The 23,971-nt window shown below is 64.9% G+C and carries 20 protein-coding genes; 13 read left to right on the forward strand and 7 right to left on the reverse strand.

Annotated elements, in window-relative coordinates; all coding sequences use genetic code 11:
• Positions 1-17: 17 nt before the first annotated feature.
• The 4 genes from ACAM58_RS30955 to ACAM58_RS30970 all read right to left on the reverse strand — a co-directional run bounded on the left by ACAM58_RS30955 (position 18) and on the right by ACAM58_RS30970 (position 5,208).
• Positions 18-362, reverse strand: a complete 345-nt coding sequence (locus ACAM58_RS30955) for a high-potential iron-sulfur protein (RefSeq protein WP_369664639.1) — start codon at positions 360-362, stop codon at positions 18-20.
• A 10-nt stretch (positions 363-372) separates the two neighbouring features.
• Positions 373-2,166, reverse strand: coding sequence for a PQQ-dependent methanol/ethanol family dehydrogenase (locus ACAM58_RS30960; protein WP_369664640.1), 1,794 nt, complete (start codon positions 2,164-2,166; stop codon positions 373-375).
• 272 nt (positions 2,167-2,438) lie between these two features.
• Positions 2,439-3,071 carry an isoprenylcysteine carboxylmethyltransferase family protein gene (locus ACAM58_RS30965; RefSeq protein ID WP_369664641.1) on the reverse strand — a complete coding sequence of 211 codons (633 nt, stop codon included), beginning with the start codon at positions 3,069-3,071 and terminating at the stop codon, positions 2,439-2,441.
• Positions 3,072-3,759: 688 nt separating this feature from the next.
• Entirely contained in the window at positions 3,760-5,208 is a 1,449-nt protein-coding gene (locus ACAM58_RS30970; RefSeq protein WP_015867268.1) for an IS1182 family transposase, read from the reverse strand.
• Positions 5,209-5,389: 181 nt separating this feature from the next.
• Between ACAM58_RS30970 and ACAM58_RS30975 the strand changes: the two genes are divergently transcribed.
• From ACAM58_RS30975 to ACAM58_RS30990, 4 genes are all read left to right on the forward strand, one after another.
• Positions 5,390-6,370 carry a serine hydrolase domain-containing protein gene (locus ACAM58_RS30975; RefSeq protein ID WP_369664642.1) on the forward strand — a complete coding sequence of 327 codons (981 nt, stop codon included), beginning with the start codon at positions 5,390-5,392 and terminating at the stop codon, positions 6,368-6,370.
• Positions 6,371-6,433: 63 nt separating this feature from the next.
• Positions 6,434-7,225, forward strand: a complete 792-nt coding sequence (locus ACAM58_RS30980; protein ID WP_369664643.1) for a GNAT family N-acetyltransferase — start codon at positions 6,434-6,436, stop codon at positions 7,223-7,225.
• 25 nt (positions 7,226-7,250) lie between these two features.
• Positions 7,251-7,538, forward strand: coding sequence for a DUF6794 domain-containing protein (locus tag ACAM58_RS30985; RefSeq protein ID WP_369664644.1), 288 nt, complete (start codon positions 7,251-7,253; stop codon positions 7,536-7,538).
• A 151-nt stretch (positions 7,539-7,689) separates the two neighbouring features.
• Entirely contained in the window at positions 7,690-8,775 is a 1,086-nt protein-coding gene (locus tag ACAM58_RS30990) for an IS630 family transposase (RefSeq protein ID WP_369664645.1), read from the forward strand.
• Here ACAM58_RS30990 and ACAM58_RS30995 read toward each other — a convergent pair.
• Entirely contained in the window at positions 8,719-9,129 is a 411-nt protein-coding gene (locus tag ACAM58_RS30995; protein ID WP_369664646.1) for an SMI1/KNR4 family protein, read from the reverse strand. The two genes, ACAM58_RS30990 and ACAM58_RS30995, sit on opposite strands and share 57 nt — an antisense overlap.
• A gap of 168 nt (positions 9,130-9,297) precedes the next feature.
• On the reverse strand, positions 9,298-9,432 hold the full coding sequence (locus ACAM58_RS31000) for a hypothetical protein (RefSeq protein ID WP_015866257.1): 135 nt from the start codon (positions 9,430-9,432) through the stop codon (positions 9,298-9,300).
• A 326-nt stretch (positions 9,433-9,758) separates the two neighbouring features.
• Here ACAM58_RS31000 and ACAM58_RS31005 point away from each other — a divergent pair, with 326 nt between their 5' ends.
• The 6 genes from ACAM58_RS31005 (at position 9,759) to ACAM58_RS31030 (ending at position 21,572) form a co-directional block, all read left to right on the forward strand.
• The gene (locus ACAM58_RS31005; RefSeq protein WP_015866256.1) at positions 9,759-10,886 is read left to right on the forward strand and encodes a VWA domain-containing protein; all 1,128 of its coding nucleotides are present in this window, start codon (positions 9,759-9,761) and stop codon (positions 10,884-10,886) included.
• Entirely contained in the window at positions 10,886-12,955 is a 2,070-nt protein-coding gene (locus ACAM58_RS31010) for an SWIM zinc finger family protein (protein ID WP_369664647.1), read from the forward strand. Before ACAM58_RS31005 ends, ACAM58_RS31010 begins: the two co-directional genes overlap by 1 nt.
• Before the next feature lie 94 nt (positions 12,956-13,049).
• A complete protein-coding gene (locus ACAM58_RS31015) occupies positions 13,050-16,877 on the forward strand; it encodes a DUF4132 domain-containing protein (RefSeq protein ID WP_369664648.1) in 3,828 nt (1,275 codons plus the stop codon).
• A gap of 43 nt (positions 16,878-16,920) precedes the next feature.
• Positions 16,921-18,042 carry an AAA family ATPase gene (locus ACAM58_RS31020; RefSeq protein WP_278877921.1) on the forward strand — a complete coding sequence of 374 codons (1,122 nt, stop codon included), beginning with the start codon at positions 16,921-16,923 and terminating at the stop codon, positions 18,040-18,042.
• Positions 18,033-20,606, forward strand: a complete 2,574-nt coding sequence (locus ACAM58_RS31025) for a DUF5682 family protein (RefSeq protein ID WP_369664649.1) — start codon at positions 18,033-18,035, stop codon at positions 20,604-20,606. Before ACAM58_RS31020 ends, ACAM58_RS31025 begins: the two co-directional genes overlap by 10 nt.
• A 144-nt stretch (positions 20,607-20,750) precedes the next feature.
• On the forward strand, positions 20,751-21,572 hold the full coding sequence (locus ACAM58_RS31030; RefSeq protein ID WP_369664650.1) for an alpha/beta hydrolase: 822 nt from the start codon (positions 20,751-20,753) through the stop codon (positions 21,570-21,572).
• A 194-nt stretch (positions 21,573-21,766) separates the two neighbouring features.
• On the opposite strand, the gene ACAM58_RS31035 is transcribed toward ACAM58_RS31030, so the two are convergent.
• Positions 21,767-22,090 (reverse strand): helix-turn-helix domain-containing protein, encoded by a 324-nt coding sequence (locus tag ACAM58_RS31035; protein ID WP_015866250.1) that lies wholly within the window; start codon positions 22,088-22,090, stop codon positions 21,767-21,769.
• A 72-nt stretch (positions 22,091-22,162) separates the two neighbouring features.
• On the opposite strand from ACAM58_RS31035, the gene ACAM58_RS31040 reads away from it, so the two are divergent.
• The 3 genes from ACAM58_RS31040 (at position 22,163) to lspA (ending at position 23,817) form a co-directional block, all read left to right on the forward strand.
• The gene (locus tag ACAM58_RS31040; protein ID WP_015866249.1) at positions 22,163-22,717 is read left to right on the forward strand and encodes a carboxymuconolactone decarboxylase family protein; all 555 of its coding nucleotides are present in this window, start codon (positions 22,163-22,165) and stop codon (positions 22,715-22,717) included.
• A gap of 60 nt (positions 22,718-22,777) precedes the next feature.
• Positions 22,778-23,104 (forward strand): EthD family reductase, encoded by a 327-nt coding sequence (locus ACAM58_RS31045; RefSeq protein ID WP_015866248.1) that lies wholly within the window; start codon positions 22,778-22,780, stop codon positions 23,102-23,104.
• 188 nt (positions 23,105-23,292) lie between these two features.
• Complete coding sequence (lspA, locus tag ACAM58_RS31050) at positions 23,293-23,817, forward strand: signal peptidase II (protein ID WP_015866247.1); 525 nt, start codon at positions 23,293-23,295, stop codon at positions 23,815-23,817.
• Positions 23,818-23,971: the final 154 nt, after the last annotated feature.

The following is a 23,971-nucleotide window of genomic DNA, read 5'->3' on the forward strand; positions in this document are numbered from 1 at the left end:
AGCAGCGCCCGCGCCGCTCAGGCAGGCTTGGGCGCCCAAGCCTGGCACCAGCCCTTGGCCGCGATCTGCTTGCGGCCGAACATCGCGCAGCCCGCCCAGGCATCGGCGGGCGTGCCCTGCCACATCGCGCAGTTCACGCACTCCTGCGTGGCCGCATGGCGCGGGTACTTCTTCTTGTCGACGCTCTTCGTGTCGTGCCTGTAGCCCAACTGCACGGCCGTCTCGTCGCTTTCCTCGGCGCGCGGCGGCGCGGCCAGCACGCGCACCGGCAGCACTGCCAGCAGGCAGGCGCCGCCGGCCGCGCGGCCGACGAACTCCCGGCGGGAGGCGCCGCGGCGCCCTTCGCTGTTGCGATCCGTCATGCCGCCTCCTTCAGTTGGACGCCACGCGGGCCTCGCCCGCGCGGGCGGTGCGCGCGCTGCCGGCGGAAGGGATCTTGAAGACCCACACCATGCCGCCCTGCTCCAGCAGGTTGACCTTCTTGGCCACCTCGCCACCCCACAGCGGCACCGCGCCGCCCCAGCCCGAGACCACGGCCACGTACTGCTCGCCGCCCTGCTGCCAGGTGACCGGCGGCGCGACCACGCCCGAGCCGGTCTGGAACTCCCACAGCACCTTGCCGGTCTTGGCGTCGGCCGCCTTCAGGTAGCCCTCGGGCGTGCCCCAGAACACCAGGTTGCCGCCAGTGGTGAGCACGCCGCCCCACAGCGGCGCACCGTTCTTGATCTCCCATGCGATCTTGCCGCTCTTGGGATCGATCGCGCGCAGCGCGCCGATGTAGTCCTCGTTGAGCGGCTTGATGGTGAAGCCCGAGCCGAGATAGGCCGCGCCCTTCTTGTAGGCCACCGGTTCGTTCCAGATGTCCATGCCCCATTCGTTGGCGGGCACGTAGAACATCTTGGTGTCGGGGCTGTAGGCCATCGGCATCTGGTTCTTGCCGCCCAGGAAGCCAGGCGCCGCGAAGACCGAGCTGCCCTTCTTGCCGTCGCCGCCCGCAACGGGATCGCCCGGGCGGTTCTCGGCCACGTAGTTCGGGCGGCCGGTCTTCAGGTCGATGCCGTTGGCCCAGGTCGTCTTCCTCACGAAGGGGAAGGCGTTGAGCAGCTGGCCGGTGGTGGCGTCGTTCACGTAGAAGTAGCCGTTGCGGTCGGCCTTGCCGCCCACGCGCCGGCCGTCCATGTCGAAGGTGACGAACTCGTTCACGCCGTCGAAGTCCCAGCTGTCGCTGGGCGTGTTCTGGTAGTGCCACTTGATCTGGCCGGTCTTCACGTCGATGGCCACCGTCGAGCACGAGAACAGGTTGTCGCCCTTGCGCAGGTGGCTGTTCCACGGCGCCGGGTTTCCGGTGCCGAAGTAGGCCAGGCCGGTCTTGGGATCGAAGGTGCCGCCCAGCCAGGTGGCGGCGCCACCGGTCTTCCAGAGGTCGCCCGGCCAGCTCTTGTTGACCGTGCCCGAGACGCCCGCCTCCTTCTTGTTGCCGTCGTTGTCGTAGGTGTAGCCCATGTGGCCTTCCACCGTGGGGCGCGACCACACCATGCTGCCCGTCCTGGCGTCGCGCGCCTCGACGCGGCCGACGATGCCGAACTCGCCGCCCGACACCCCCGTGAGGATCAGGCCGTTGGCGATGATCGGCGCCGCGGTGGCCGAGTAGCCGGCCGCGTAGTCGTCGATCTTCTCCTTCCAGACCACGTCGCCGGTGTTCTGGTCGAGCGCCACCAGCTGCGCGTCGAGCGTGGCGAAGATCACCAGGTTGTCGTACAGCGCCGCGCCGCGGTTGACCACGTCGCAGCAGGGCATGATGCCCTCGGGCAGGCGGTGCTCGTACTTCCACAATTTCTTGCCGGTGGTGGCGTCGAGCGCGTAGATGCGCGAGTACGAGGCCGTCACGAACATCTTGCCCTTGTGGATCACGGGCTGCGCCTCCTGGCCGCGCTGCTTCTCCCCGCCGAAGGAGAAGGCCCATGCCGGCGCGAGCCGGGACACGGTGCCGGTGTTGACCTGCTTCAGCGGCGAGTAGCGCTGGCCCTGGGTATTGACCCCCCAGGTCAGGACGTTGCCGTTCGCCGTGGCTTCGGACTGGATCATCTTGTCCGTGACTTGCGCGCCGGCGCTGCCGGCCGCGGCCAGGCCGATGGCCATGAGCGCGTTCAAGAGCTTCAATTGCATGGATGTCTCCTCGTGGGTGTGGATAGCGGCTCGGGCGTGCCATGCGGGCATGCCTTCACGGGAGTCAAGGGCAATCTCCATGCCACGCGCGATGCGGGCTTCCAGGGGCTCTTGCGCGCATCGCGCGGGCCGTGGGGCGCGGGTTTTCCCGCTGCATTGCTACAAGGTCGAACAGCGCGCGGGGCGCAACCGTTGCATCACGGCGCAGTGAATCGCCGGAAGGCGCCGGCCGCGCAATGGCCGCCGATTGAGCGCCAAGGCCGCCCGGCTACCTACCAGACATAGGGAATGAGGCGATGACGCACACGGCTTGCGTATTCGTTGTAGCCGGGAAGATCACGGCGCAAGATCTTTTCCTCATCAAGAAGTCGCCAGATCAGCACCGGCAGGACGAGCGGGAGGAGGCAGATCGTGAGCCACGAGCCGAGTGCGAGCGGCATGCCGATGAAAAGCCAGAGCGCGCCAGCGTACATAGGATGACGCACATGGGCGTAGGGGCCGCTGTCGATCACCTTCTGGTCGCCCGCGACGCTGATGTTGGCTGCTGCATAACTATTGACCTTCAGCACCCAGAAAATAAAGAGGAAGGACACCACGATCACGATGTTCCCTGCAAGGGACATATAAGCGGGAACCGGCGAGACGCCAAATCGGTAATCGAGTGCGGGCAGGATGATGAAGATGAAAAACGCGAGGATGATGAGCGACACAATGATCTTCTGCGGCCACTCTTTCTCATGCTGCGGTCCGGCATTCATGCGGCGCTCGAGCAGCGGCCTGTCGTGGAGGGCAAGATGGACAGTGAAGCCGATGGTCGAGAGAGAAAAGACGGCGACAAAGAGCCAGCCTTGCCAGTATTGCCACGTGCCCGTGGGCAAGAAGACGAAGGCAACGAGAACGGCCATTCCCGCAACTCCTTGCGTGATGGCTTTCTTGTGGAGCGGATCCATAGACAGTGAATGGTATGTCCGGCGTTCCATCGCGCAACAGGCGGCTCAAGTACGATGGCACGCTGATGCATCTACGAAATCGGAAAGATATGGTCAGGAGCCTCTCACTGTCAGCCCGGGGTCGACCGTCCGGACTTTCGCGACCACCACCGGAAATTGATGACGTGACCTCAAGTCCCTCCTCGTCAACTCACGTTGTACATGTCAGCGCCGCGGCGCGGCGCCCTGCGTACTGGAAACTCGCGGCGTATCTGTGGGGACCCGACTGCAACATCGACTCTGACGGAAACAGCCGAACTCCAGACGATGAGGAGTGGACCGAACTGACGCTGTCTCTTCGCGGCGAGCCCGGGCAATTCGTTACTGTTGACCCAATCGCTGACCAACCCGCAACCTTGGCGATACGGTCTTCCGACCCTGCATTGGCCGAGAAAGTTGCGGCGTTCCTCGATGGCAGCCGCAGGGGACCAGCGGCTACAGTCGGCCGAGGTTGTGTGGAAACGCTCTCGGCGCTCCAGTATGCCGAGCATCCGCGTCACGAGGGCAACCGCCAGCCTCGCAGGCCATCCAGTCGTCGTAGACGGGCACGAATGGATTTGAAGCCCAGCGGCCCTCTGCACCCGTTGAAGCGCCGTAAAGAGGCTCATGGCCCCACCAGCCGCACCGCCTTCATCATTCTTCTCATTCCCAGGATGGCGATCACTCGCTTGAGGTTGTAAGCCAGCACATGCAGGCTCATCTCGGTGCCCACATGCGCCAGCGTCTTCGTCAGGAAGTGCGTCGAGCCCATCCAGTGCTTCAACGTCCCGAAGACATGCTCCACGGTGCGCCGTCGCAAGGTCATGGCCTTGGGCTTCTTGTCCAGGCGCTGCTGCACACGCTCGAGTACTTCTTCATGTTCCCATCGGCGGATGCGTCGGAAGTCGCCTGTCGTGCATTGGTCTTTGATCGCGCATGTGGGGCAGGCGCTGGTCCAGTAGACATGCGCGTTGAGCCCGTTCTTCTCCAGCGTGCTGAACCGGTAAATGGCCTGCTCGCCCGCAGGGCACTGGTACTCATCGTCCTTCGCGATGTAGATGAAGTCGCTCTTGTCGAAGCGACCCGCAGCCTTGGCGCCCGAGGTCATGGGCTTGGGCACGAAGGCCGTGATGCCCGCGTCCTCGCAGGCCTTGAGCTCGGTGCCGTTGAAGTAGCCACGGTCGGCGAAGGCCTGCAGCTTCTTCGTGTCCATCGCCTCACGTGCCGCCTTGGCCATCTTGCTCAACTGGGCCCGGTCGTTGCCGATGTTCGTCACCTCGTGTGCCACGATGAGATGGTGCTTGGCATCGACCGCCGTCTGCACGTTGTAGCCCACCAGGCCCGAGCCCTTGGCCTGCGAGTTCATCGAACGGGCATCGGGGTCGGTGGTGGAGATCTGCCCGTCGGGCAGCTTCTTCAATTGCTCCTGGGTCTCGTCGAGCTGGCGCATCTGCGCGCGCAGGGTTCGGATCTTGTCCTGCAGGCGTTCGGTCTTCGCTTCCACTTCAGCAGGCTGTGTGCGATCCGCCGTCTCCAGCACGTCGAGGTAGCGCTGGATGCTCTGTTCGATCTGGCGCTGGCGCGCATCGATCTTGGCGGGGGTGACATTGCGGTCGCGGCTGTTGACGGCCTTGAACTTGCTGCCATCGATGGCCACGATGGCCTGCGTGAACAGCTTGAGCTCCCGGCACATGCCCACGAAGCGCTTGCAGACGTTGCGGATGCCCGCGCCGTTGTCGTGACGGAAGTCGGCAATGGTCTTGAAGTCCGGGGCAAGGCGGCCAGTGAGCCACATCAGTTCGACGTTGCGCTGGGCCTCGCGCTCCAGACGCCGGCTGGACTGGATGCGGTTCAGGTAGCCGTAGATGTAGAGCTTGAGAAGCACCGCCGGGTGGTACGCAGGCCGACCGGTAGCAGCTGGGTCCGCGCCTTTGAAGCCGAGTGCCTGAAGATCAAGTTCCTCGACGAAGGCGTCGACGACTCGCACCGGGTTGTCTTCGCCGATATAGTCATCAAGACATTCCGGCAACAGCGCGACCTGCTGTCGGTCTTCGCCTTCGATGAATCGCTTCATGGGCACCTCGCTTGGAACGGTGCATCGATTTTATTTTTTGATGGGCGGGACTGGAAGTCTTTTCACACAGCCTCGGCCAATTCCGGACCTTCGCCAGCATGCGCACTTGTAAGCGGACGACGTGCTCCGTTCCCTGACATCCGCGCTCAACATGAACGATTGCCGAACCTCCGGAAACTCGATGCACCGTCTGATGGCCGCGGCGGCCATACCGGGCGTGGCCTTGGCCACGATCGAAGATGGGAAGGTAAAGGTCACGCCAATGGGCGTGGCAGAACTTGACGTCGAACGGCCAGTTGTCGAAACGACGGTTTTCGATGTCGCCTCGTTGAGCAAGCCTGTCGCCGCATACGTTGCGCTTCAACTCGTGGACTACGGTACTCTCGACCTCGACGAACCTTTGTCCAGAATGGTCCAGAAAGGCGTTCCTCCACAACTCGCCTCGTCATCCATCACAGCCCGCCATGTCTTGACGCACACCTCAGGCCTGCCAAACCTTCGGGGCGACGAGCCGCTGCGGAGCCACTTTCCGCCAGGGAGTTGGTTCAGCTATTCCAGCGTCGGCTTTACCTTCCTTCAAATGGCACTCGAGGCCGTCTCAACCGAGCCGTTAGAGGCGCTTGCACAACGCCTGGTGTTCGATCCGCTGGGGATGCAATCGTCCAGCTTCCGATGGCATGACCGCTTTAACGAGGACTTTGCGATGCCTCATGAGGGTGACAAGCGGCTTGAAAAGCATCGCCCAGCTGCCGCTCATGCCTCCTATTCCCTTCAGACGACAGCTGGCGACTACGCAAAGTTCATGGTCGCTGTTCTCAATGGCTCGTCGTTGAGAGAGATGACACGCCAAAGATGGTTGACGCCTGCTGTGATGGTGCCGCGAGGGGACGCTATCCATCTAATGGACAGTCCCCCCGAGACTGAACGAGACATCGGTTGGGGCCTCGGGTGGGGAATTGAAGCAACTGACGGCATATTTTTCCAGTGGGGAAAGATGGACGGCATCAGGGCCTTCGCAATGGGTAATCCAATAACTCAGTCAGCCGTCGTCCTGCTGACCAACAGCAACCGCGGCCTTCGCTTGATGGATGCGGCGGCAGAAGCTACCCTGCCGGGCGAACATCCTGCCTTCAGGTGGCTGCGAGCGTGTGTCACAGAATGAACCCGCTCAACTGCCGCCTACGGCCAGAAGCAGCCCTTCAACTGACCAACTCAAATCGCAACAATGCTTGAACTGAGACCTTCGGAGTTCCATCGCGTCGCTCCCTTATTCGACGGTCTTCCGTATGGTCTCAGCATCCCCAATTCCGTCATCTCCGGCATCGGGCGTGGCCGCGTATTCGCGAACGATCCGGCGCGGCCAACTGCGTCCCTCGTCTACAACAACGGCGCCTGCACGCTCGCCGGTACCGCCGATGACCCTGTCTTCGCCGAGAAGGTGTGCCAATGGCTGCTCGAGTATCAGGGCTCGGATTACTTCATCCTCTATGCCTTCCCTGAGGCATGGGAAGTTGTGCTGGACAGCAAGCTCGGAAGCGCTGTTAAGAAGCGACGACGTCTTGACTTCGGTTTCAATCGTTCAAGGTTTGCGCGTATGGAGGGCTGGGAGAAATCCCTTCCGGGGGGCTACGAACTCCGTCGCATCGACGAAAACCTGATGCGGCGAATACGCGAAGTCGCCAATCCCTACAGTCGCAGCTACTGGGAATCAGCCGCCCACTTCGAGCAGCACGGCATCGGCTTCTGCGCGATGTATCAAGATTCCATCGTCAGCATGTGCTACACGGCCTTTGCTTGGCAGGGCCATCACGACATCGACATCCTGACCGCGGATGACCATCAACGCAGTGGGCTTGGCACGTTGGTGGCGTGTGCCTTCGTGGATCATTGTTTGAAACACGACTTGGTTCCAAACTGGGACTGTTGGGCCAATAACCGGCCCTCGGTGGTTCTAGCTGAGAAGCTAGGCTTTGAACCGCGGGTGGAGGTTTCAACCTACCATGGGGTGCGGCCCTGACGGCAGTCGGCCAAAAGGCCTAACAATGATTTATCCAAGAACACTTGAGGACGCAGTCTCCAGAGCCCGAGCGATTCTGTCCGTTGAGGATAGGGACGTGCTTCGGAACTGTACGCTGGAAGAGGCGGGTTGGCGGTTGCATATGACGCTCGGCCACCAGTTGAGGAACGAATTCGGACTGTGGGCAGAAGAGGCGGGAGCGCTCTTCGATGACATCAACGCAAAGATGCCGCACCGTCTCGCCGTCGAAGGAGACTCCGCTTCGGCCGCCCTGATTGACGCGCTTTGGCATGATGCGCGGTCCGGGACTTGACGTCCGCTGATACGCCGCACACGGCCATGAGCCGTCATTCAGCCAGTCCGCGAAGTAAGAAGTGCTCGATTGAAGGTGCTAGTGTCCTGTCGCAGAAATACGTTGCATAGATCTTGCGTGGTTCCCGGTACATTGATGACCGGAGGTGACCATGCATGTACGAGCAGATGCAGCCATCGATTTGACGCAGGAACAGCGCACCGAGCTTGAGAGGATTGCGCGCTCGAGACGCACGCCGCAAGCGCTCGCACAGCGCGTTCGGATTGTTCTGATGACGGCCGCCGGAATGGGCCCCGGCGACGTGGGCGGGCAACTTGGTGTATCGCAACCGACGGTGCGCAAGTGGCGTGCTCGTTATGTCGAGGAAGGACTGTCAGGCTTGCGCAGCGAACCACGTCCTGGCCGTCCGAGATCGCTGGACGATCAGCGGGTCGCGGATCTGCTGAACCAGGCGCTGCAGACGCGCCCGAGCAAGCAGACTCACTGGAGCGTACGTAGCTTCGCGGCCGAGGCCAACATCAGCAAGGACATGGCGCATCGCCTGTTCCGAGCGGCGAGCATTGCACCGCATCGCTCCCGCAGCTTCAAGCTCTCCAACGATCCGGCCTTCGTCGAGAAGGTGCGCGACATCACAGGGCTCTACCTGAACCCGCCCGATCATGCGCTGGTGCTGTGCGTGGACGAGAAGAGCCAGATCCAGGCGCTGGAGCGTACGCAGCCGGTGCTGCCCATGGGGATGGGCTACGTCGAAGGCATCACTCACGACTACGTTCGCCATGGCACCACGACGTTGTTCGCCGCGCTCGATGTGGCCAATGGGCAAGTGATCTCGCGCATTCGCGCAAAGCATCGGCACCAAGAGTTCCTGGACTTCCTGCGTCAGATCGACGAGCAGACACCGCCTGAGCTGGATCTGCATCTGATCGTGGACAACTACGTGACGCACAAGCACGCCAGGGTCAAGGCATGGCTGGCGCGCAACCCGCGAGTGCACCTGCACTTCACGCCCACCTACAGCTCATGGTTGAACCAGGTTGAACGTTGGTTCGCGCTGATCACCGAGCGCGCCATTCGTCGCAACTCGTTCAGCAGTGTGCGCCAGCTCAAGCAGCAAATCGAGCTGTTCGTGCAGCGCTACAACGCAGATGCCTCTCCGTTCCAGTGGGTTGCAACCGCCGATTCAATCCTGCAGAAGATCGAACGGATTGCGAAACGTATTTCTGCGACAGGACACTAGCTGCCGCATCTCTCCGTCAGCTTCAACGACGACCGCGTGAGTCAGTGGGTCAAGCCCGAAAGGCTGACCCCCTCCGTCCCATCCGATGACAAACATGTTCGAACGCCGGTAGCCGGTGCCGCGCTCCTGCTCATACTTCCTGTGCGAAGAGGCAAGCCGCTCGATGTCGTTAACCCATTCGCTTCCGACAACGCCACCACCGCACTCCGTGAGGAACCAACGAAAGTCCTCAGGGATAGTGCCGAACTCCGCCTCGAACTCAAGCAGCTTCGCTTCGTTGGCTGGCGAGGAGCGGATGTCTTCTGGTCGCTTTTCCCACAGTGCTCGAATTAGACGGCGATTGGTGTGCTCCATGATGTCGAACCTACCATGGTAAAGGCGCGGCCAGCGAGGGAAACCGGGGTGTACAGCGACCGCTTCCGAGAAGTCTGAAGGACTGCTCAGGGCCCGAACGAGACATTCCCGGCGCTCCAAAGCAGCCGCACGGCGAGCCGCAACTACCGCTCGCTCGACAGTCCACGGCTACCCAAGGGAGATGCCCTTGTCCACCATGCATTTGTTGAACGCGTAAAGAGCGAGCATCTCGCCTTGATAGCGCACGTTGTTTTGCACGCGGCCGGAAATGGGGTTGTAGTGGGCATCGAAGCCTTTGGTCATCAAGCCATCTGAATATTGTGGGGGATGGCACGGCTCGGCCGACCTGCACACAAGCTTCGATGGCAGCTTCCAGGGTGGCGATTTCCTGTGGCCCCAACGCTGTTGGTGACGGCGACACGCTCGGCGCCTTTGTCGCTCGCGTTGCCTGCACTGTTTCAAGGGCAGCAACGAGTCGTACATGCCCGTTTCTGCCGCCGCTCCCGCAAAACCTGGTCATTAGGAAGAGACAAGGACGGCGTGAGCATGACACGCGCTGCCGTCTGATAAGCTGCCGGCGCTCCTCTCCCCGACCGTTCCTTCCACCCGTCCTTGCGAACGCATTGCGCATGTCGTCCGAAGAAACCCTGCGCCGCTGGCGCCTGATCCTCGGCCGCTATGCGGCGCAACCTCTGTCGCAAACGCAGTTCTCGGCGGGCGACTGGAAGCTCGACCAGGCGCTCGAATATCTCTACGGCCGCGAATACGAAGGCCGCGGCCTGGCCCGGCCGAGCGGCGGGCCGGGTTCGCTCGACCCAAGCCAGTTGCGCGCGGTCGACTGGCTCAACCGATCGCGGAGTCTCTTTCCGCAAGAGGTCTTCGAGCGCATGCAGACGCAGGCGATCGATCGCTACCAGCTGACCGACCTGCTCTCCGACCCGGCGGTGCTGCGCTCGCTCGACGCCACGCCCGGCCTCGCCAAGGCACTGCTGGGCATGCGCGGGCGGCTGTCGGGCCAGATGCGCGACGCGGTGCGCGAGGTGATCCAGAAAACCGTCGACGAGATCACGCGCAAGCTCAGGAACGACTTTGTCAACGCGCTCGTCGGCCGGCGCAACCGCATGCGGCGCTCGCACATCAAGAGCGCGCAGAACTTCGATGCGCGCGCCACCATCGCGGCCAACCTCAAGCATTACGACGTGGAGCGCAAGCAAATCGTCATCGAGCATCCGCGCTTCAATGCGCGCGTGAAGCGCAACCTGCCCTGGGACGTGGTACTTTGCGTCGACCAGAGCGGCTCGATGATGGATTCGGTGATCTACAGCGCCGTCATTGCCGGCATCATGAGCTCGCTGCCCGCGGTGCGAGTGAAGCTCGTGGTGTTCGACACCAGCGTGGTCGACCTCACGCACCTGGCGCACGATCCGGTCGAGGTGCTGCTCACGGTGCAACTCGGCGGCGGTACCGACATCGGCCGTGCGGTGGCGTATTGTGAGTCGCTGGTGGGCAACCCGCAACGCACGGTGTTTGCGCTCATCAGCGACTTCATGGAAGGCGCCGCGCCCGGGCCGCTCCTGGCCGCGGTGCAGCGCATGGCACAGTCGCGCGTCAAGCTGCTCGGCCTGGCCGCGCTGGACGAATCGGCCAATCCCGTGTACGACCGGCAAATGGCGCAGCGCCTGGCCGACAAGGGCATGCACGTTGCGGCCCTCACGCCCACGCATTTCGCGCAGTGGCTCGCGGAAGTGATGAACTGATGGCCTGGTACGACGGCTATCGCGCCTACGACGACGACACGCTGGCCACGCTCGCCAACCCTGGCTTGCTTCGGCGTGCCGCAAAGGACGTCGAGGCGGGCAAGATCGCATGGGCAGAGCAAGGCACCGAAGCTGGGGTGGTGACGGCCGACGGCCAGCGCGTGCAGCTCGATGCACGCGGCCCGCAGCAGGCGCGCTGCGACTGCCCGGCACCGGGCATCTGCAAGCACATACTTGGCGCGGCGCTGTGGCTGCGTGCATTGGAGCCGGCCGCGCCAGGCAGCGCAGGCGGCGCGCCTTCAGACGAGCAGCAAGACAGACAGGCACCGCCCGGTGCCGACCCGCTCGCGGAAATCCTCGCGCTCGATGCCGCGGCGCTTTTCAAGGCCGCGGGCGTGGCGGCCGTGCGCCGCGCCGCAGCCGCCGCCAGCAGCGTCGTCGAATGGCGGGTGCAAGGCGGCGCGCTCGTCATGGACTTGCCCGAGCTCGGCGCCTCCTGCCGCTGGGTGGCGGGCGCGGGCTATGCGGGCATGGTGTCCGAGGTGCCTGCCGCGGAACGCAAGGCGGTGCACCTGATCGCCATTGCCGCGCTGCGCAGCGCGCACGGGCAGCCCTTCGCATGGCCCGAGAGCGCGCGGCCCGCGCCGGTCGAAGACACCGTGCGCCTCGGCGAGCGAGAGCGCGCGTTCCTGCTGCAGGTGGAGTCGATGCTGGAAGAACTGCTCACTGGCGGCCTCTCGCACGTGAGCGAGTTGACGTCGGCGCGCCTCCTGGCACTCAACATGTCCGCGCGCGGCGAGGGCTTGCCGCGCCTGGCCGCCTTGCTGCGCAACCTTGGCGGCACGGTCGATCTGCTGGTGCGGCGCGACCACCGCGCCGAGGAGTGCGACGCCTTCGCGCTCATGGCGCGCATCCATGCGCTGTGCGCTGCGCTCGCGCGGGCCGAGGGTGAACTCGCCGTCGCACTGCGCGGCCGGCTCCAGCGCGACTTCGACGAATCGGCCGCACTCGACCTGCTGCCGCTCGGTGCGCACTGGTGGCAGACGCGCGGCGGCGCGCGCGGGCTCACCGTGGCGTTCTGGGACCTGGCGGGTGCGCGCGTGCTGCAGGCCTCGCTCGCACGGCCCGACGGAAGCGACACCGCCTTCACGCGCAGCAGCGCATGGTCCGCAAACGCGCTGTGGTCCGGCGCGGGCGCCGCGCAGAGCGTGTGCGAAGCGGCCCTGCGCCTCGAACACCCCCGCCTTGCCCAAGACGGCCGCCTGGCGCTCGGCGGCGCCACGCGTGTCCAGCCCCTGCCTGCGTGGACGGCCGACGACCCGCGCCTGAAGTCGATCGGCTGCGGCAACTGGTCCGAACTGGGCGTGCGCCTGCGCGCCGCCACCGGCCTTTCGGCCGAGCCTTTCGATGCCGTGCTGCTGCGGCCATCGGACACGCGCCCGCCGGTGCTCGACGAAGCACAGCAGCGCCTCGACTGGCTGGTGCAGGACGACGCGGGCCGGTGGCTGCGGCTTGGCATCCCCGTTGGCCCGGAGCACCGGCAGCGCGTCGACAACCTCGACCGCCTCGCCGCGCGCCGTGCCCCGGTGCATGCGGTGCTGGTGCGCATCGAGCGCTCTGCCGCGAGCACCGAACTCATGCCCCTCGCCGTGCTGAGCAGCAACGCGAAGAAGGCGCTGCAAACGGTGTCGCTCGACTTTGCCGACGAGGCCGCGCGCACGACGTCGCTCGCCAACCGCATCCTGCGCATGCTCGAGGCGCGGCAGCAGCAGCGGCAGGCGGCGCCCGTGGGTGCGCCCACGCTGGCGGCGCGCCTGCTCGCTCCAGTGACAGAAGTGGCCGAGACGCAGGCCGCCACCGGGCGCATGGCATTGACCGCGGCGCAGCGGCAGCGCCTGCACGATGCACTCGACCGCGCGAACTCTGTCGGCCTGGAGGTGCTGTCGAGTGCGCTGCGTGCGTACCTCGCTGCGCCGGCCGCGGTACCGTTGCTGAAGCTGGGCTTTCTGTGCCAATTGCTTGGCGAACTCGACGGCTTGCCGGAGCAAAGGAAAACGCAGCCGGCTTAGAACCTTTGACTTCAGTTGTTCCTGCAGGCCGCGAACTGGCCGAAGCGTCACGTCCAACTGCCAAAATCAGCGCCCAGGAGAACGAGGAGAACGCATGGGATTTCTGGACAAGATCTTGGGCGCCGTCACGGGCAGCGCCGGCACCGCAGCCGCCAACGGCTTGACGCGCGAGCAGGCGCAGCTGTTGAAGCAGGCCTTCGAGCCGCTCGAAAAAGCAGGCAAGGAGCTGCCCCAAAAGGGCGCCGCGTTCCTGGTCGACGGCACGCAGGAAACCGTGCTGCTCGACCTGCAGGCTGCCAAGTCCTTCGAGCCAGGTCAGTTGCTCGGAGCCCCCGGCCGCCTGCGTTGGGGTTACAGCAACCACCAGAACAAGGCGCTGGAGAAGATCGGCAACCAGAGCCTCGAGCAGCGTGGCCGCTTCTACGCCAGCGTGGATGCCAGTGCTCCTGCGCTCGACGTGCTGGTGCGACTGGGCAAGCTGCTTGCGGCGGCCGACGGCGGACAGTCGCTCGAGCATCCCGGCGCGCCGGTGCCCGACTGGCTTCAGTACCTCATCAACGACGCGGTGTTCGCGAGCTTCAACAAGAGCAGCTCCAGCAACGCTGCCGAGCGCGATCTCGCCAAGCACCGGCCCGCGTGGAACGTGCATCTCATTGCAGCCTTGCTCGCGCACGAAGGACTCGATCCGCATATTGCCCTGCAAGAGGTCTTCGAGCGCAAGGGACTGGACAGCTGGTACCACGACCGGCTCGACGGGCTGGTCGAGGCCCCTGCCGTTGCCGACTACATGCGCAGCCAGCGCGACGCCACCGAGGCGTTGCCCGCAAAGCTGTCGGCCGCGGGCCGCGTTCTGCTGGCCAGGCGCATCGGCAAGGACAAGGCGCTTTTGAACGACTTTGCGCCGCTGTTCCTGCGCCTGGCCATCGACGGCAGCAAGACGGTGCGCGCCGAGGCGACGCCGCACCTCGAGGGCATTGCCGAGGCGCAGCGGCTCGAACTCCTGGGGCAATTGCTCAAAGACGGCGACACCACCCAGCGCACGCAGGCCGCCGAACTGCTTGCGCGCCTGCCGGGCGACGCCGCGCGCGCGCTGCTCGACGTGGCGGCCGGCACCGAGACCAGCAAGGCCGTGCAGCAGGCCATCCGCTCGGCCATGTCGCGGCTCGACGCCGCGGGCGACGCGGGCGAGCTCGAATTGCCCGAGCCGCCGGCCTGGCAACCCTTCGAGGACATTCCGCTGGGTGAAGAGGCGGTGCAGTTGCTCATTGCCAACCGCATCGAGCTGCTCGAGAAGAACCGCGTCGCGGCCGAGGCCGAGATCGAGGAGAACAAGGCCTCCAAGCAGACCTACAGGTACAAGTGGCGCCAGGACAACTACGCCGCCCACAAGAAGCTCACCGACGAGGACATGCGCGTGGCCGTGCGCGTGCTCAACGGGCAGGGCAGCAAGAACGACCAGAACCGCGCGAAGAACGGCCAGCTGCAACAGGTCGTGGGTTTCGGCAATCGCCTGCAGTCGATGCCGGGGTTCGGCATGCCGCACCTGATCCGCTGGCTGGCCGTGTCGCGCCACTGGACCAGCTTCTGGTTCGACGACGGCTTTCACAAGTGGCTCGGCCGCCAGCCTGTGGGCTCGGTCGACCTGCGCGCGCTGGCCGAGCTGCTCAAGCGCTCCGGCATGCCGATCGACGATGTGGCGCACACCGCGCTCTTTCCATACTGGAACCAGGCCTCGGCGGTGGACGTGCTGCCGGCCGACCGCGTGTGGCCCTTCTTCGCGGAGCACCCGGAGTACATCGACGAAGGCCTGGGCCTTGTCGCGCCGCCAAAGCGCGAAGGCCGCCAGACCCAGCTCGACCTGAACGCCACGCTGCGCACGCTGGCGGTCTTTCCGACCGTGCAGGCACGTTGGCTGCCGCGGGTGATGGAATTGGCCCTCGGCGAAGGCAAGACGCACCGCGCTGCCGCGCAGAAGGCACTGTCGATGCTGCCCGATATCGGCCGGCGCGTGGTCGAGTCGCTCGGCGCCACCAAGAGCGAGGTGCGCATCGAGGCCGCCAACTGGCTGGCCGAGCTCAAGTACGCCGAGGCCGTGCCCGCCATCACCAAGGCGCTCGAGAAGGAAACCCGCGAGACCGTGCGCGCGGCCTACCTCACGGCGCTCGAGGCGCTGGGCGACGACATCTCCGCGCGCCTTGCACCGGCGATTCTTCTGGCCGAGGCGAAGAAGGGCCTGAAGGCCAAGCCCCCGGCGGGCCTTGCGTGGTTCTCCCTCGACGCGCTGCCCGCCTGCAAATGGCTGGACGGCAGCCCGGTAGAACCCGAGATCGTGCGCTGGTGGGTGGTGCTCGCCTGCAAGCTCAAGGAACCGGGCGGCAATGCGCTGCTCACGCGCTACCTCGGCCTGCTCGATGCCGCCAGCCGCCAGGCCGTCGGCAGCCTGGTGCTGCGCCAGTTCATTGCACACGACACGCGCCATCCCACGCTCGACGAAGGCATTGCGCATGCCAACGCCCATGCACCGCAGCGCTACCAGGGCAACCAGCAGCGCTACCAGAACGCGAAGGCCGAGCACAAGCAGTACTACGAAGCCGACTTCCAGAAGACGCAGGAGCAGGTCTTCGAGGAGTGCAAGCGCGAGAAGATGAGCGAATACCTCGGCAGCGCGATCGGCGAAAAAGGCACGCTTGCCCTGACCGCCCATGCGCCGGGGCACGAGGTCGTCACGCTGCTGCAGCAGTACATGCGCGACCATTACCAGCGCCGCTCGCAGATCGAAGCCATGCTCGAAGGCGTGGCACCGGGCAACGACCCGGTGGTGATCCAGTTGCTGCTGGGCATATCGCGCCGCTATCGCACTGCCTCGGTCCAGGAGAAGGCCCGCGCGCTGGTGCAGCAGATTGCCGACCGCAACGGCTGGACGCAGGACCAGCTCGCCGACCGCACCATTCCCACCGCGGGCCTGGACGACACCGGCAAGCTCGAGCTCGCGTACGGCGACCGCATCTTCACCGTGGTGCTCGACGCCGCGATGAAGCCCGAGCTGCGCAACCCCGAAGGCAAGATCGTCAAGGCCCTGCCCGAGCCGCGCCAGAACGACGACCCCGTGCTCATCAAGGATGCGAAGGCCCAGTTCTCGACCAGCAGGAAAGAGCTCAAGCAGGTCATCGACCTGCAGACCGCGCGCCTGTTCGAAGCCATGTGCACCGGCCGCATCTGGCCGCAGGCCGAGTGGCGCGAATACCTGCACCGGCACCCGATTGCCGGGCGGCTGATACAGCGGCTCGTGTGGCTCGAACTGGATGCGGAAGGCGCGGTGCGCGGCAGCTTCCGGCCCACCGAGGACGGCAGCCTGATCGACACGCAGGACGACGAGGTCGAGCTTGCGGCCGACAGCCAGCTGCGCCTGGGCCACGCTTCGCTGGTCGACGAAGGCACAGCGGCCGCGTGGAACAGGCACTTCAAGGACTACAAGCTGGTGCCGCTCTTCGCGCAGATGACGCGCAAGCCGCCGGCGGTCGCGTTCATCGACGACAAGGGCCAGCCGGTGAGCGAAATCAACGACCGGCTGGGCTGGATCAGCGACACCTTCACGCTGCGCGGCAGCTTTGCCAAGCTCGGCTACCAGCGCGCGCAGGCCGAGGACGGCGGCTTCTTCTACCAGTACACCAAGGAGTTCTCGTCGGCCGGCGTGCGCGTGGCCATCGAGTTCTCGGGCAACACCCTGCCGGAGGAGAACGTGCCCGCGGCGCTCAAGACGCTGGGCTTCGAGGACATGAAGACCCGCGGCTACAGCGACCGGGCGCTGCCGCTGTCGAGCGTGCCGCCGGTGCTGCTGGCCGAGGCCTATGCCGACTACTTGGCCATTGCCCAGGCCTGCGCCGGGTTCGACGCGGGCTGGGAAAAGAAGATGCCGTGGTAAGCCCGCCGCGCCGACCCGCAGAAAAACCAGCAGCAACATCATCATGAGCACCGGCACATCACCGTCTTCTTCCCCCGCGACCCAGGCCGTGCGCCTTGCCCCCGAGGCGCGCTATGCGGACGAGCTTGCGCGGCTGCATGCGGCCGACACCGATGCGCGGCCCACCGGATGGAAGCTCTCGCCGCGCGCGGTGCGGCGCTTCATCCTCGGCGACGAGAAGCTGCAGGTGAGCCGCAAGTTCTACGGCGACGATCCGCTGGTCGACCGCGCCATCGTGACGCTCATGGGCCACCAGGGCCTCATGCTGGTGGGCGAGCCGGGCACCGCGAAGTCGCTGCTCTCGGAGCTGCTTGCAGCCGCCGTCAGCGGTGATTCGGGCCTCACGGTGCAGGGCACCGCCGGCACCACCGAAGACCACATCAAGTACAGCTGGAACTACGCACTGCTGCTGGCCGAGGGGCCGAGCCAGCGCGCGCTGGTGCCTTCTGCGCTCTACCAGGCCATGCGTGCGGGCAAGCTGGTGCGCTTCGAGGAAATCACGCGCTGCCCGCCCGAGATCCAGGACGTGCTGATTTCGTTGATGAGCGACAAGCAACTCATGATTCCAGAACTGGGCGACGATGCCCGGCTCTATGCCCAGCGCGGCTTCAACATCATTGCCACGGCCAACCTGCGCGACCGCGGTGTGCACGAGATGTCGTCCGCTTTGAAGCGTCGGTTCAACTTCGAAACGGTCAAGCCCATCCGGGACCATTCGTTCGAAGTCGAACTGGTGATGGCCCAGTTGAAGCGCGAACTCGACGGTGGCGGCGAGTCGCCGGTCGATGTGCCGCGCGACGTGGTGGCGCTGCTGGTTACCACCTTCCAGGAGTTGCGCGCGGGCCAGACGCAGGATGGCACCGCCATCAAGGGCCTCGATGCCGTGATGTCCACGGCCGAGGCCGTGAACGTGGCTTATGCGGCGGCCCTGCAGGCGCGCCATTTCAACGGCGGCCGGCTCACCGTGCGCGAGATCGCGGGCCAGCTGCAAGGCGTGGTGTTGAAGGACAGCACCGACGATGTGAAGCGCGTGCGCCACTACTTCGACACCGTCGTGCGCGAACGCGGCAAGCGCGACGCGCAATGGAAGACCTTTCACGACGCGGCGCGCGCGCTGTGGCAGTAGTTGCAGAAGCCGGCAGCGTTCTGCCTGCCGGGCTGGAGGCCGCGCGCAGCCGGCTGTTCGGCGAGGACGGCGAGGGCGTGTTCTTCGTGCCCGTGAGGCACCACAGCCCGGCCTGTGCATTCGCATTGAGGGCGCTGCTGCGCGAGGTCAGGCCGGCGGCTGTGCTGATTGAAGGACCGGACGACCTGAACGCACTGCTGCCGCTGCTGCAGCACCCGCAAACCACCGCCCCCGTTGCATGGCTGTGCCAAAGCACCCGGCAGGCTCCGGTGGATGACCCCGACTCGGAAGAGAAGACGCGCACGGAATCGCGCACGTCGTTCTTTCCGTTTTGCGACTACAGCCCCGAGTGGATTGCGGTGCGCGAAGGCGCAGCGCTGGGCGCACGCCTGGGGCTGATCGATCTTCCCTGGAGCGACAAGGCCTGGCATCGCGACGAAGGCGACGAGGGCGAGGGCGACGAAGGCGATGCACGCGACGCCGCGCGCAGCCTGATGGAAGAGCGCCATTTCGCGCACAGCCGCTACCTCAACGCCATGGCCGCCCGGCTCGGCTGCGTCGACCACCAGGAGCTGTGGGACCGACTGTTCGAACTGCGCACGTCGGCCGCTCTCGGCCACTGGCGCGCCTTCTTTTCCGACGTGTTCAGCTGGTGCGCCATGGCGCGGCTCGACTACGAGCCCGAGGTGCTCGAGGCCGAGCTGAGCCTGCCGCGGGAGCGCCACATGGCGGCGCACATCCGTCGCTGGCGCAACGAGGTCGAGGGGCCGATCGTGGTCGTCACCGGCGGCTTCCACACGCTCGAGCTGGTCAACCAGTGGCAAGAGGCCAAGCCCTCGAAGGCGCCCGCCGGCCAGGACGCACCCGACAACGCATGGCTGATCCGCTACAGCTTCGAGCGGCTCGACGCGCTCAACGGCTATGCCTCGGGCATGCCGTCGCCCGGCTATTACCAGCAGGTGTGGGAACGCCTCGAGGCCGGCGAGGCCGCCCCCTTCACCGCAGTGGCGCTCGACAGCCTGACCCGCTTTGCGCGCCAGACCCGCGCGCAGGACGATGCCGATGCGGTGTCTACAGCACTGGTGCAGGCCGCCGCCGCGCAGGCCATGCGGCTCGCGGCGCTGCGCGGCAATGCCGGTCCGGGCCGGCAAGACCTGCTCGATGCCATCCGCTCCTGCTTCATCAAAGGCGCCATCGACGAAGGAACGCGCGGCTTTACCGCCGACCTGCGTAACTTCTTGAGCGGCACGCGCATCGGCGACGTGCCGCCTTCGGCAGGCTCGCCGCCGCTGATCGAGGACGCGCGCAGGCTCGCCCGCCAGGCCGGCGTGCGGCTGGACGACAGTACCGCGCGCATCGCGCGGCTGGATCTCTATCGCAAGCCTTCGCACCGCGAGCGCAGCCGCTTCTTCCATGCCATGACATACCTCGACACGGGGCTCGGCACCTGGCTCGCGGGGCCGGATTTTCTTGGCAACAGCCGTTTGCATTTGCTGTTCGAAGAGTGGCGCGCCGCCTGGTCGCCGCTGGTGGAGGCGCGGCTGATCGAGCTGGCGGCCGATGGCGCCAGCGTGGAGGCCGTCTGCATGGCCAAGCTGCGCAAGGAAGAGATCGCGCTGTCCGACGAGGGCCGCGGACGCAGCGCGAGCGCGGCCGTGGCGCTGTTGCTGCGCGCCTGCATGGTCGGGCTGCAATCGCGCCTGCCCCAGCTGCTCTCGATGCTTTCCACCCACCTCGACGAAGATGCCTCGCTCGGCTCGGTGGTCGAGTGCGGGCATCGGCTCGTCACGCTCTGGCGTGCGCGGGAGCCGCTGGGCGTGCAGCAGCATCCGCAGCTGCGCAGCCTGCTGGAGCGTGTGTGGCCCGCGGCGCTGTTCCTGCTGCCCGATGTGGGCGGGTGCCCGGAAGAAGGTGAGGCGGGCGCGGTGAAGCAACTGCTTTCACTGCGCGAGCTTGGGCGCCTGCTGGCCTCGCTCCAAGGCGAACCGGGAGAAGCCGGTGACGGCGCCATCGACCTCGACCTGCTGCGTACGCAGCTCGAACGATTCGCGACCGGTGCGTCGGCCGCGCCCGCGGTGGCCGGCGCTGCTTCGGCCCTGATGTACCTCGATGGACACTGGGACGAGAACGCACTCGACACCGTGGTGCGGCAACGCTTCGGCGCGGGCGCAGAGCCGCGCGAGGCGGTACGTTTTCTCAACGGGGTGATGGCCGCGGCGCCTGAACTGCTGCTGCGCCTGCCCGCGCTGCTCGAAGGCCTCGACGGCCTGGTGCAGGGCTGGGATGCCGAGGCTTTCGTGGCGCATCTGCCCGATCTGCGGCAGGCCTTCACGCGCCTCAAGCCGCAAGAAACGTCCGACCTGGCCGGCCGTATTGCCGCGCTGCATGGCATGGGCGAAACAGAGGGCCTGGCGCTCAACCAGATGCACTACGAAACCACCGAACAAGACCTGCACGAAGGCGCGCGACTGCAGCTCGCGCTGGCCGAGTGCATGCGCCGAGACGGGCTTGCCGCGTGGCTGGCCCCAGAGCACAAGAAGAACAACATCGAAAGCGCGATATGACCATCGATCTCCAGACGCTCAGGCGAGCCTTGCGCCCCAACTGATCTCGGCGCTCGCGGAACTGGAATTCAGCCGCAGGGATTGTCAACAGGAGTGGGAACGTCGTTTATGCGAGAAAGTTCACTGTTATTCATAGTGGGATGGATGCTTGTCCTTGGACTGACGGCTTGCGGTGGAGGCGGGGGCGGAGGCGGCAGTGGTGCGGTTGCTCCGCTGCTTCCATCGGCCACGCAACCCGCGGCAGCGCCGTCAGCGGCCGGTCGCCCGATCTCCGATTCGATCAAATCGGCTGAGACTGGTGCGACTTACCAGCTAACCATCTATTTCCCCGCGTCCTATAGCGGGAGCACCAAGGCCTATCCCGTCATCTATGCCCTGGACGGAGACGCCGTCAATGCGCCCAGCGGGCGATTCGAAAACTTGAGGGGCATCCTTGAACGCAAAGGCATCGATGCGGTTCTGGTCGGCATCGGGGGCACATCGCGCCGAAGCACGGACTACACTTTTCCGGGCGCCGTGCCGTACCACGACTTTCTGACGAAGGAACTCGTCCCATTCATCGAATCGAAGTATCGGGCGGACAGTACGAAGCGAATCCTGACAGGACATTCACTCAGCGGAAGCATGACTGGCTACGCCCTCTTTCTGGAAGGCGCCGGCACCACCCTCACCTTTTCGCATTTCCTCTCCTTCGACGGTTCGTACGGATATCAGCAAGCGGAGACTGATACGTATGAGCAGAAGATGTACGAGGTGCGGAAAGACAAGGCACTTCCCGCAACATTGATCCTTGCACGCTGCGGCGATACCACCCAGTGCAACTATCAGCCGGTCGATGCGGTCTATCAAAAGCTCTTGCAACGCGGTTACTCCGGTTTCCAGATCGTGGAGAAAACCTATTCGACCTCCCATGTGGCCGTCGATCTTCCGGCCTTCGAAGATGCACTCGCCGTGGTTTTCAAGTGAGCTGACCTCGGAACAACATGCGACTGCCGGCCCATGCATAAGTCCAGACTTCAGCTTCGACCCTGCGCCACTTTTGAGCTACGTACAACCTCAAGCGGGTGATGCGAATCCCGCGGATCGCGAAGACGATGCATCCGGTCTCGACACCCCGCCTCTAGCTTCGCCCGAGACCCCACGCATTGAAGGCGCGCGACTCAGCGCGCCGGGGGCTTCCACTGACGCGCCCAGTCGCTCAAAGGCGTCAGCGCTGCATTCAACTTTCGCCCCTCATCGGTGAGTCCGTAGCCTCCCTCGTCGTGCGTAACCAAACCAAGCGCTCGTAGCTCTGCGAGCCTCGTGTTCAACAGGCTGGAGTTTGTCTCGCAGGCCTCCTGAAGAGCGCGAAACGTCAGCTGCTCCGCGCGGAGCTCCCAAAGAATCCGAAGCGTGGACCTTCGACCCAGTAGGTCCAGAGCCACCATGATGGGGCGGCCGGTCCTTGAACCGCGCACAGGGGCGCCAACCTTTAGAACAGCCATGCTTTACTTTTCAAAGCAACGTGGATAAAGTGCAATGCTTTAGAAAATGTAGCAGATGCTCGAGGTCAACCCATGACTGTTCGTATCGCTCCTGCGGAGCCACCTTTCCCCGCCGGCATCCAATCTTCGCTTGAAGGCCTCATGCGTGGAAAACCGCCTCTGGTGCTGTTTACCACGCTCGCGAGGGACCCTCGCCTTTTCCAGAAGTTTTTCGCGGGCGGGCTGCTTGACCGTGGAAACCTAACCTTGCGACAGCGCGAACTCGTCATCACGCGCACCACGGCGCTGTGTAAATCGGAGTACGAATGGGGCGTCCACATCGCACTGTTCGCATCGCACGCCGGATTTGATGAAGCCCAAGTCCTTTCGCTCGCCTCCGGACAACCGCGAGATACCTGCTGGCAAGATGAGGACAGGCTGCTGTTAGAGCTTTGCGACATGCTTCATTCCAACTGCACTGTCGACGACGCCCTATGGCAGTCGCTTAAGACGGCGTTCAGCGACGAGGGCATTCTCGAGCTGCTCATGCTGGCAGGCTTCTATCGCACCGTCAGCTATCTGGCAAACGCTCTGCGCTTGCCTGCCGAGCCAGGCTCGGCAACCTTTCCCTCGTCTTACCGCAGCTAAGCCCCTTCGATCGTCCTGTCGCTTGAAACCGGTGGGATGTCTGATGACAAGGAGAACCGAATGATCAAAGTCACAGTGATGTACCCGTACACCGAAGGCGCCCGCTTCGATCACGCTTACTACCGCGACCGGCACATGCCGATGGTGAAGGCCAGGCTGGGCAGTGCCTGCGCCTACTACACCGTCGAAAAAGGCCTGGCCGGCCGAGCACCCGGTTCACCGCCCGCCTTCGTGGCGATGTGCGCGTTCATCTGTGATTCGGCCGAAAGCTACCTTGCCGCCAGCCAGGAGCACGGCGCCGAGATCAGGGGCGACATCGCCAACTACACCGACATCGTGCCGGTGGTCCAGTTAAGCGAGGTCGTCGTCGAGCGGTCCGATCGTTAAACGGACCAGGTCGAGATTTGTCGCGAGGTGCCTCCTTGGCATCTGATAACTGGAGGAACTCGCTCGTCGGCTCGCGCTCATACGGGAAAATACCGCCTGGAACCGCGCCGGTGGCGATCGACTGTCGGGGCGGCACGAGTGTTTGCACCTCAAGGGGCCCCGGCCCCACAACATCAACGGGAACCCCCATGACGATCATCGTGTCTGCTGACAGGCACCGCGACGGTATATCTGCCGTGGCGGCCCGGCTGGCGCCCTATCTGGGCATTGCCTTCGCGGTTGTTCTGCTTGACCAAGTGTCGAAGTCGCTCGCCACGCGATTCCTGCGCGGAGGCGAAATCCTTCCCATCACGCCCTTTGCCGATCTCGTCTTGGCGCACAACCGGGGCGTTGCCTTCTCCTTCTTGGCTGACGCCTCGGGCTGGCAGCGATGGCTGTTTACGGCACTTGCCATCGCGGCGGCGGCGTTCATCTTCAAACTGCTGGTGCAGCCCGGCGGGACGCCGCTGTTCAGGGCGGCCTTGGCACTTGTGCTCGGCGGCGCGCTGGGAAATGCGATTGACCGCTCGTGGCAGGGGCACGTGGTCGACTTCATCCATCTTCATTGGCGCGAGGTCTACGACTTCGCCATCTTCAACGTGGCCGATTGCGCCATCACTGCAGGCGCGGCGCTTCTGGTCCTGGCTGAGATCAGGCGGTCGCGAGCCGCTTGAAACAGGCGCCTGCCACTCGAAGGTCGTCGGCTTCGACAAACAGTACTTCGATGCTGAGCCAGTAGAGAAACACAACGCTTCGCAGCCCGCGGCGCAACCCGCTCTGGGTTGCCGTCAGGACAGAAGGTCGACCACCGCGCTTTCGCCGAGGCGG

This window comes from Variovorax sp. V116 (assembly GCF_041154435.1).
Taxonomy (GTDB): Bacteria; Pseudomonadota; Gammaproteobacteria; order Burkholderiales; family Burkholderiaceae_C; genus Variovorax; species Variovorax paradoxus.

Bases quoted from the DNA above. Each gene is read 5' to 3' on its own strand.
- ACAM58_RS31035 (WP_015866250.1), bottom strand. From the start codon at position 22,090: ATGGCTGTTCTAAAGGTTGGCGCCCCTGTGCGCGGTTCAAGGACCGGC.
- ACAM58_RS30980 (WP_369664643.1), top strand. From the start codon at position 6,434: ATGCTTGAACTGAGACCTTCGGAGTTCCATCGCGTCGCTCCCTTATTC.
- ACAM58_RS31045 (WP_015866248.1), top strand. From the start codon at position 22,778: ATGATCAAAGTCACAGTGATGTACCCGTACACCGAAGGCGCCCGCTTC.
- lspA (WP_015866247.1), top strand. From the start codon at position 23,293: ATGACGATCATCGTGTCTGCTGACAGGCACCGCGACGGTATATCTGCC.
- ACAM58_RS31030 (WP_369664650.1), top strand. From the start codon at position 20,751: ATGCTTGTCCTTGGACTGACGGCTTGCGGTGGAGGCGGGGGCGGAGGC.
- ACAM58_RS31020 (WP_278877921.1), top strand. From the start codon at position 16,921: ATGAGCACCGGCACATCACCGTCTTCTTCCCCCGCGACCCAGGCCGTG.
- ACAM58_RS30960 (WP_369664640.1), bottom strand. From the start codon at position 2,166: ATGCAATTGAAGCTCTTGAACGCGCTCATGGCCATCGGCCTGGCCGCG.
- ACAM58_RS31040 (WP_015866249.1), top strand. From the start codon at position 22,163: ATGACTGTTCGTATCGCTCCTGCGGAGCCACCTTTCCCCGCCGGCATC.
- ACAM58_RS30970 (WP_015867268.1), bottom strand. From the start codon at position 5,208: ATGAAGCGATTCATCGAAGGCGAAGACCGACAGCAGGTCGCGCTGTTG.
- ACAM58_RS31000 (WP_015866257.1), bottom strand. From the start codon at position 9,432: ATGACCAAAGGCTTCGATGCCCACTACAACCCCATTTCCGGCCGCGTG.
- ACAM58_RS30990 (WP_369664645.1), top strand. From the start codon at position 7,690: ATGCATGTACGAGCAGATGCAGCCATCGATTTGACGCAGGAACAGCGC.
- ACAM58_RS30985 (WP_369664644.1), top strand. From the start codon at position 7,251: ATGATTTATCCAAGAACACTTGAGGACGCAGTCTCCAGAGCCCGAGCG.
- ACAM58_RS30995 (WP_369664646.1), bottom strand. From the start codon at position 9,129: ATGGAGCACACCAATCGCCGTCTAATTCGAGCACTGTGGGAAAAGCGA.
- ACAM58_RS31005 (WP_015866256.1), top strand. From the start codon at position 9,759: ATGTCGTCCGAAGAAACCCTGCGCCGCTGGCGCCTGATCCTCGGCCGC.
- ACAM58_RS30955 (WP_369664639.1), bottom strand. From the start codon at position 362: ATGACGGATCGCAACAGCGAAGGGCGCCGCGGCGCCTCCCGCCGGGAG.
- ACAM58_RS30965 (WP_369664641.1), bottom strand. From the start codon at position 3,071: ATGGCCGTTCTCGTTGCCTTCGTCTTCTTGCCCACGGGCACGTGGCAA.
- ACAM58_RS31010 (WP_369664647.1), top strand. From the start codon at position 10,886: ATGGCCTGGTACGACGGCTATCGCGCCTACGACGACGACACGCTGGCC.
- ACAM58_RS30975 (WP_369664642.1), top strand. From the start codon at position 5,390: ATGCACCGTCTGATGGCCGCGGCGGCCATACCGGGCGTGGCCTTGGCC.
- ACAM58_RS31015 (WP_369664648.1), top strand. From the start codon at position 13,050: ATGGGATTTCTGGACAAGATCTTGGGCGCCGTCACGGGCAGCGCCGGC.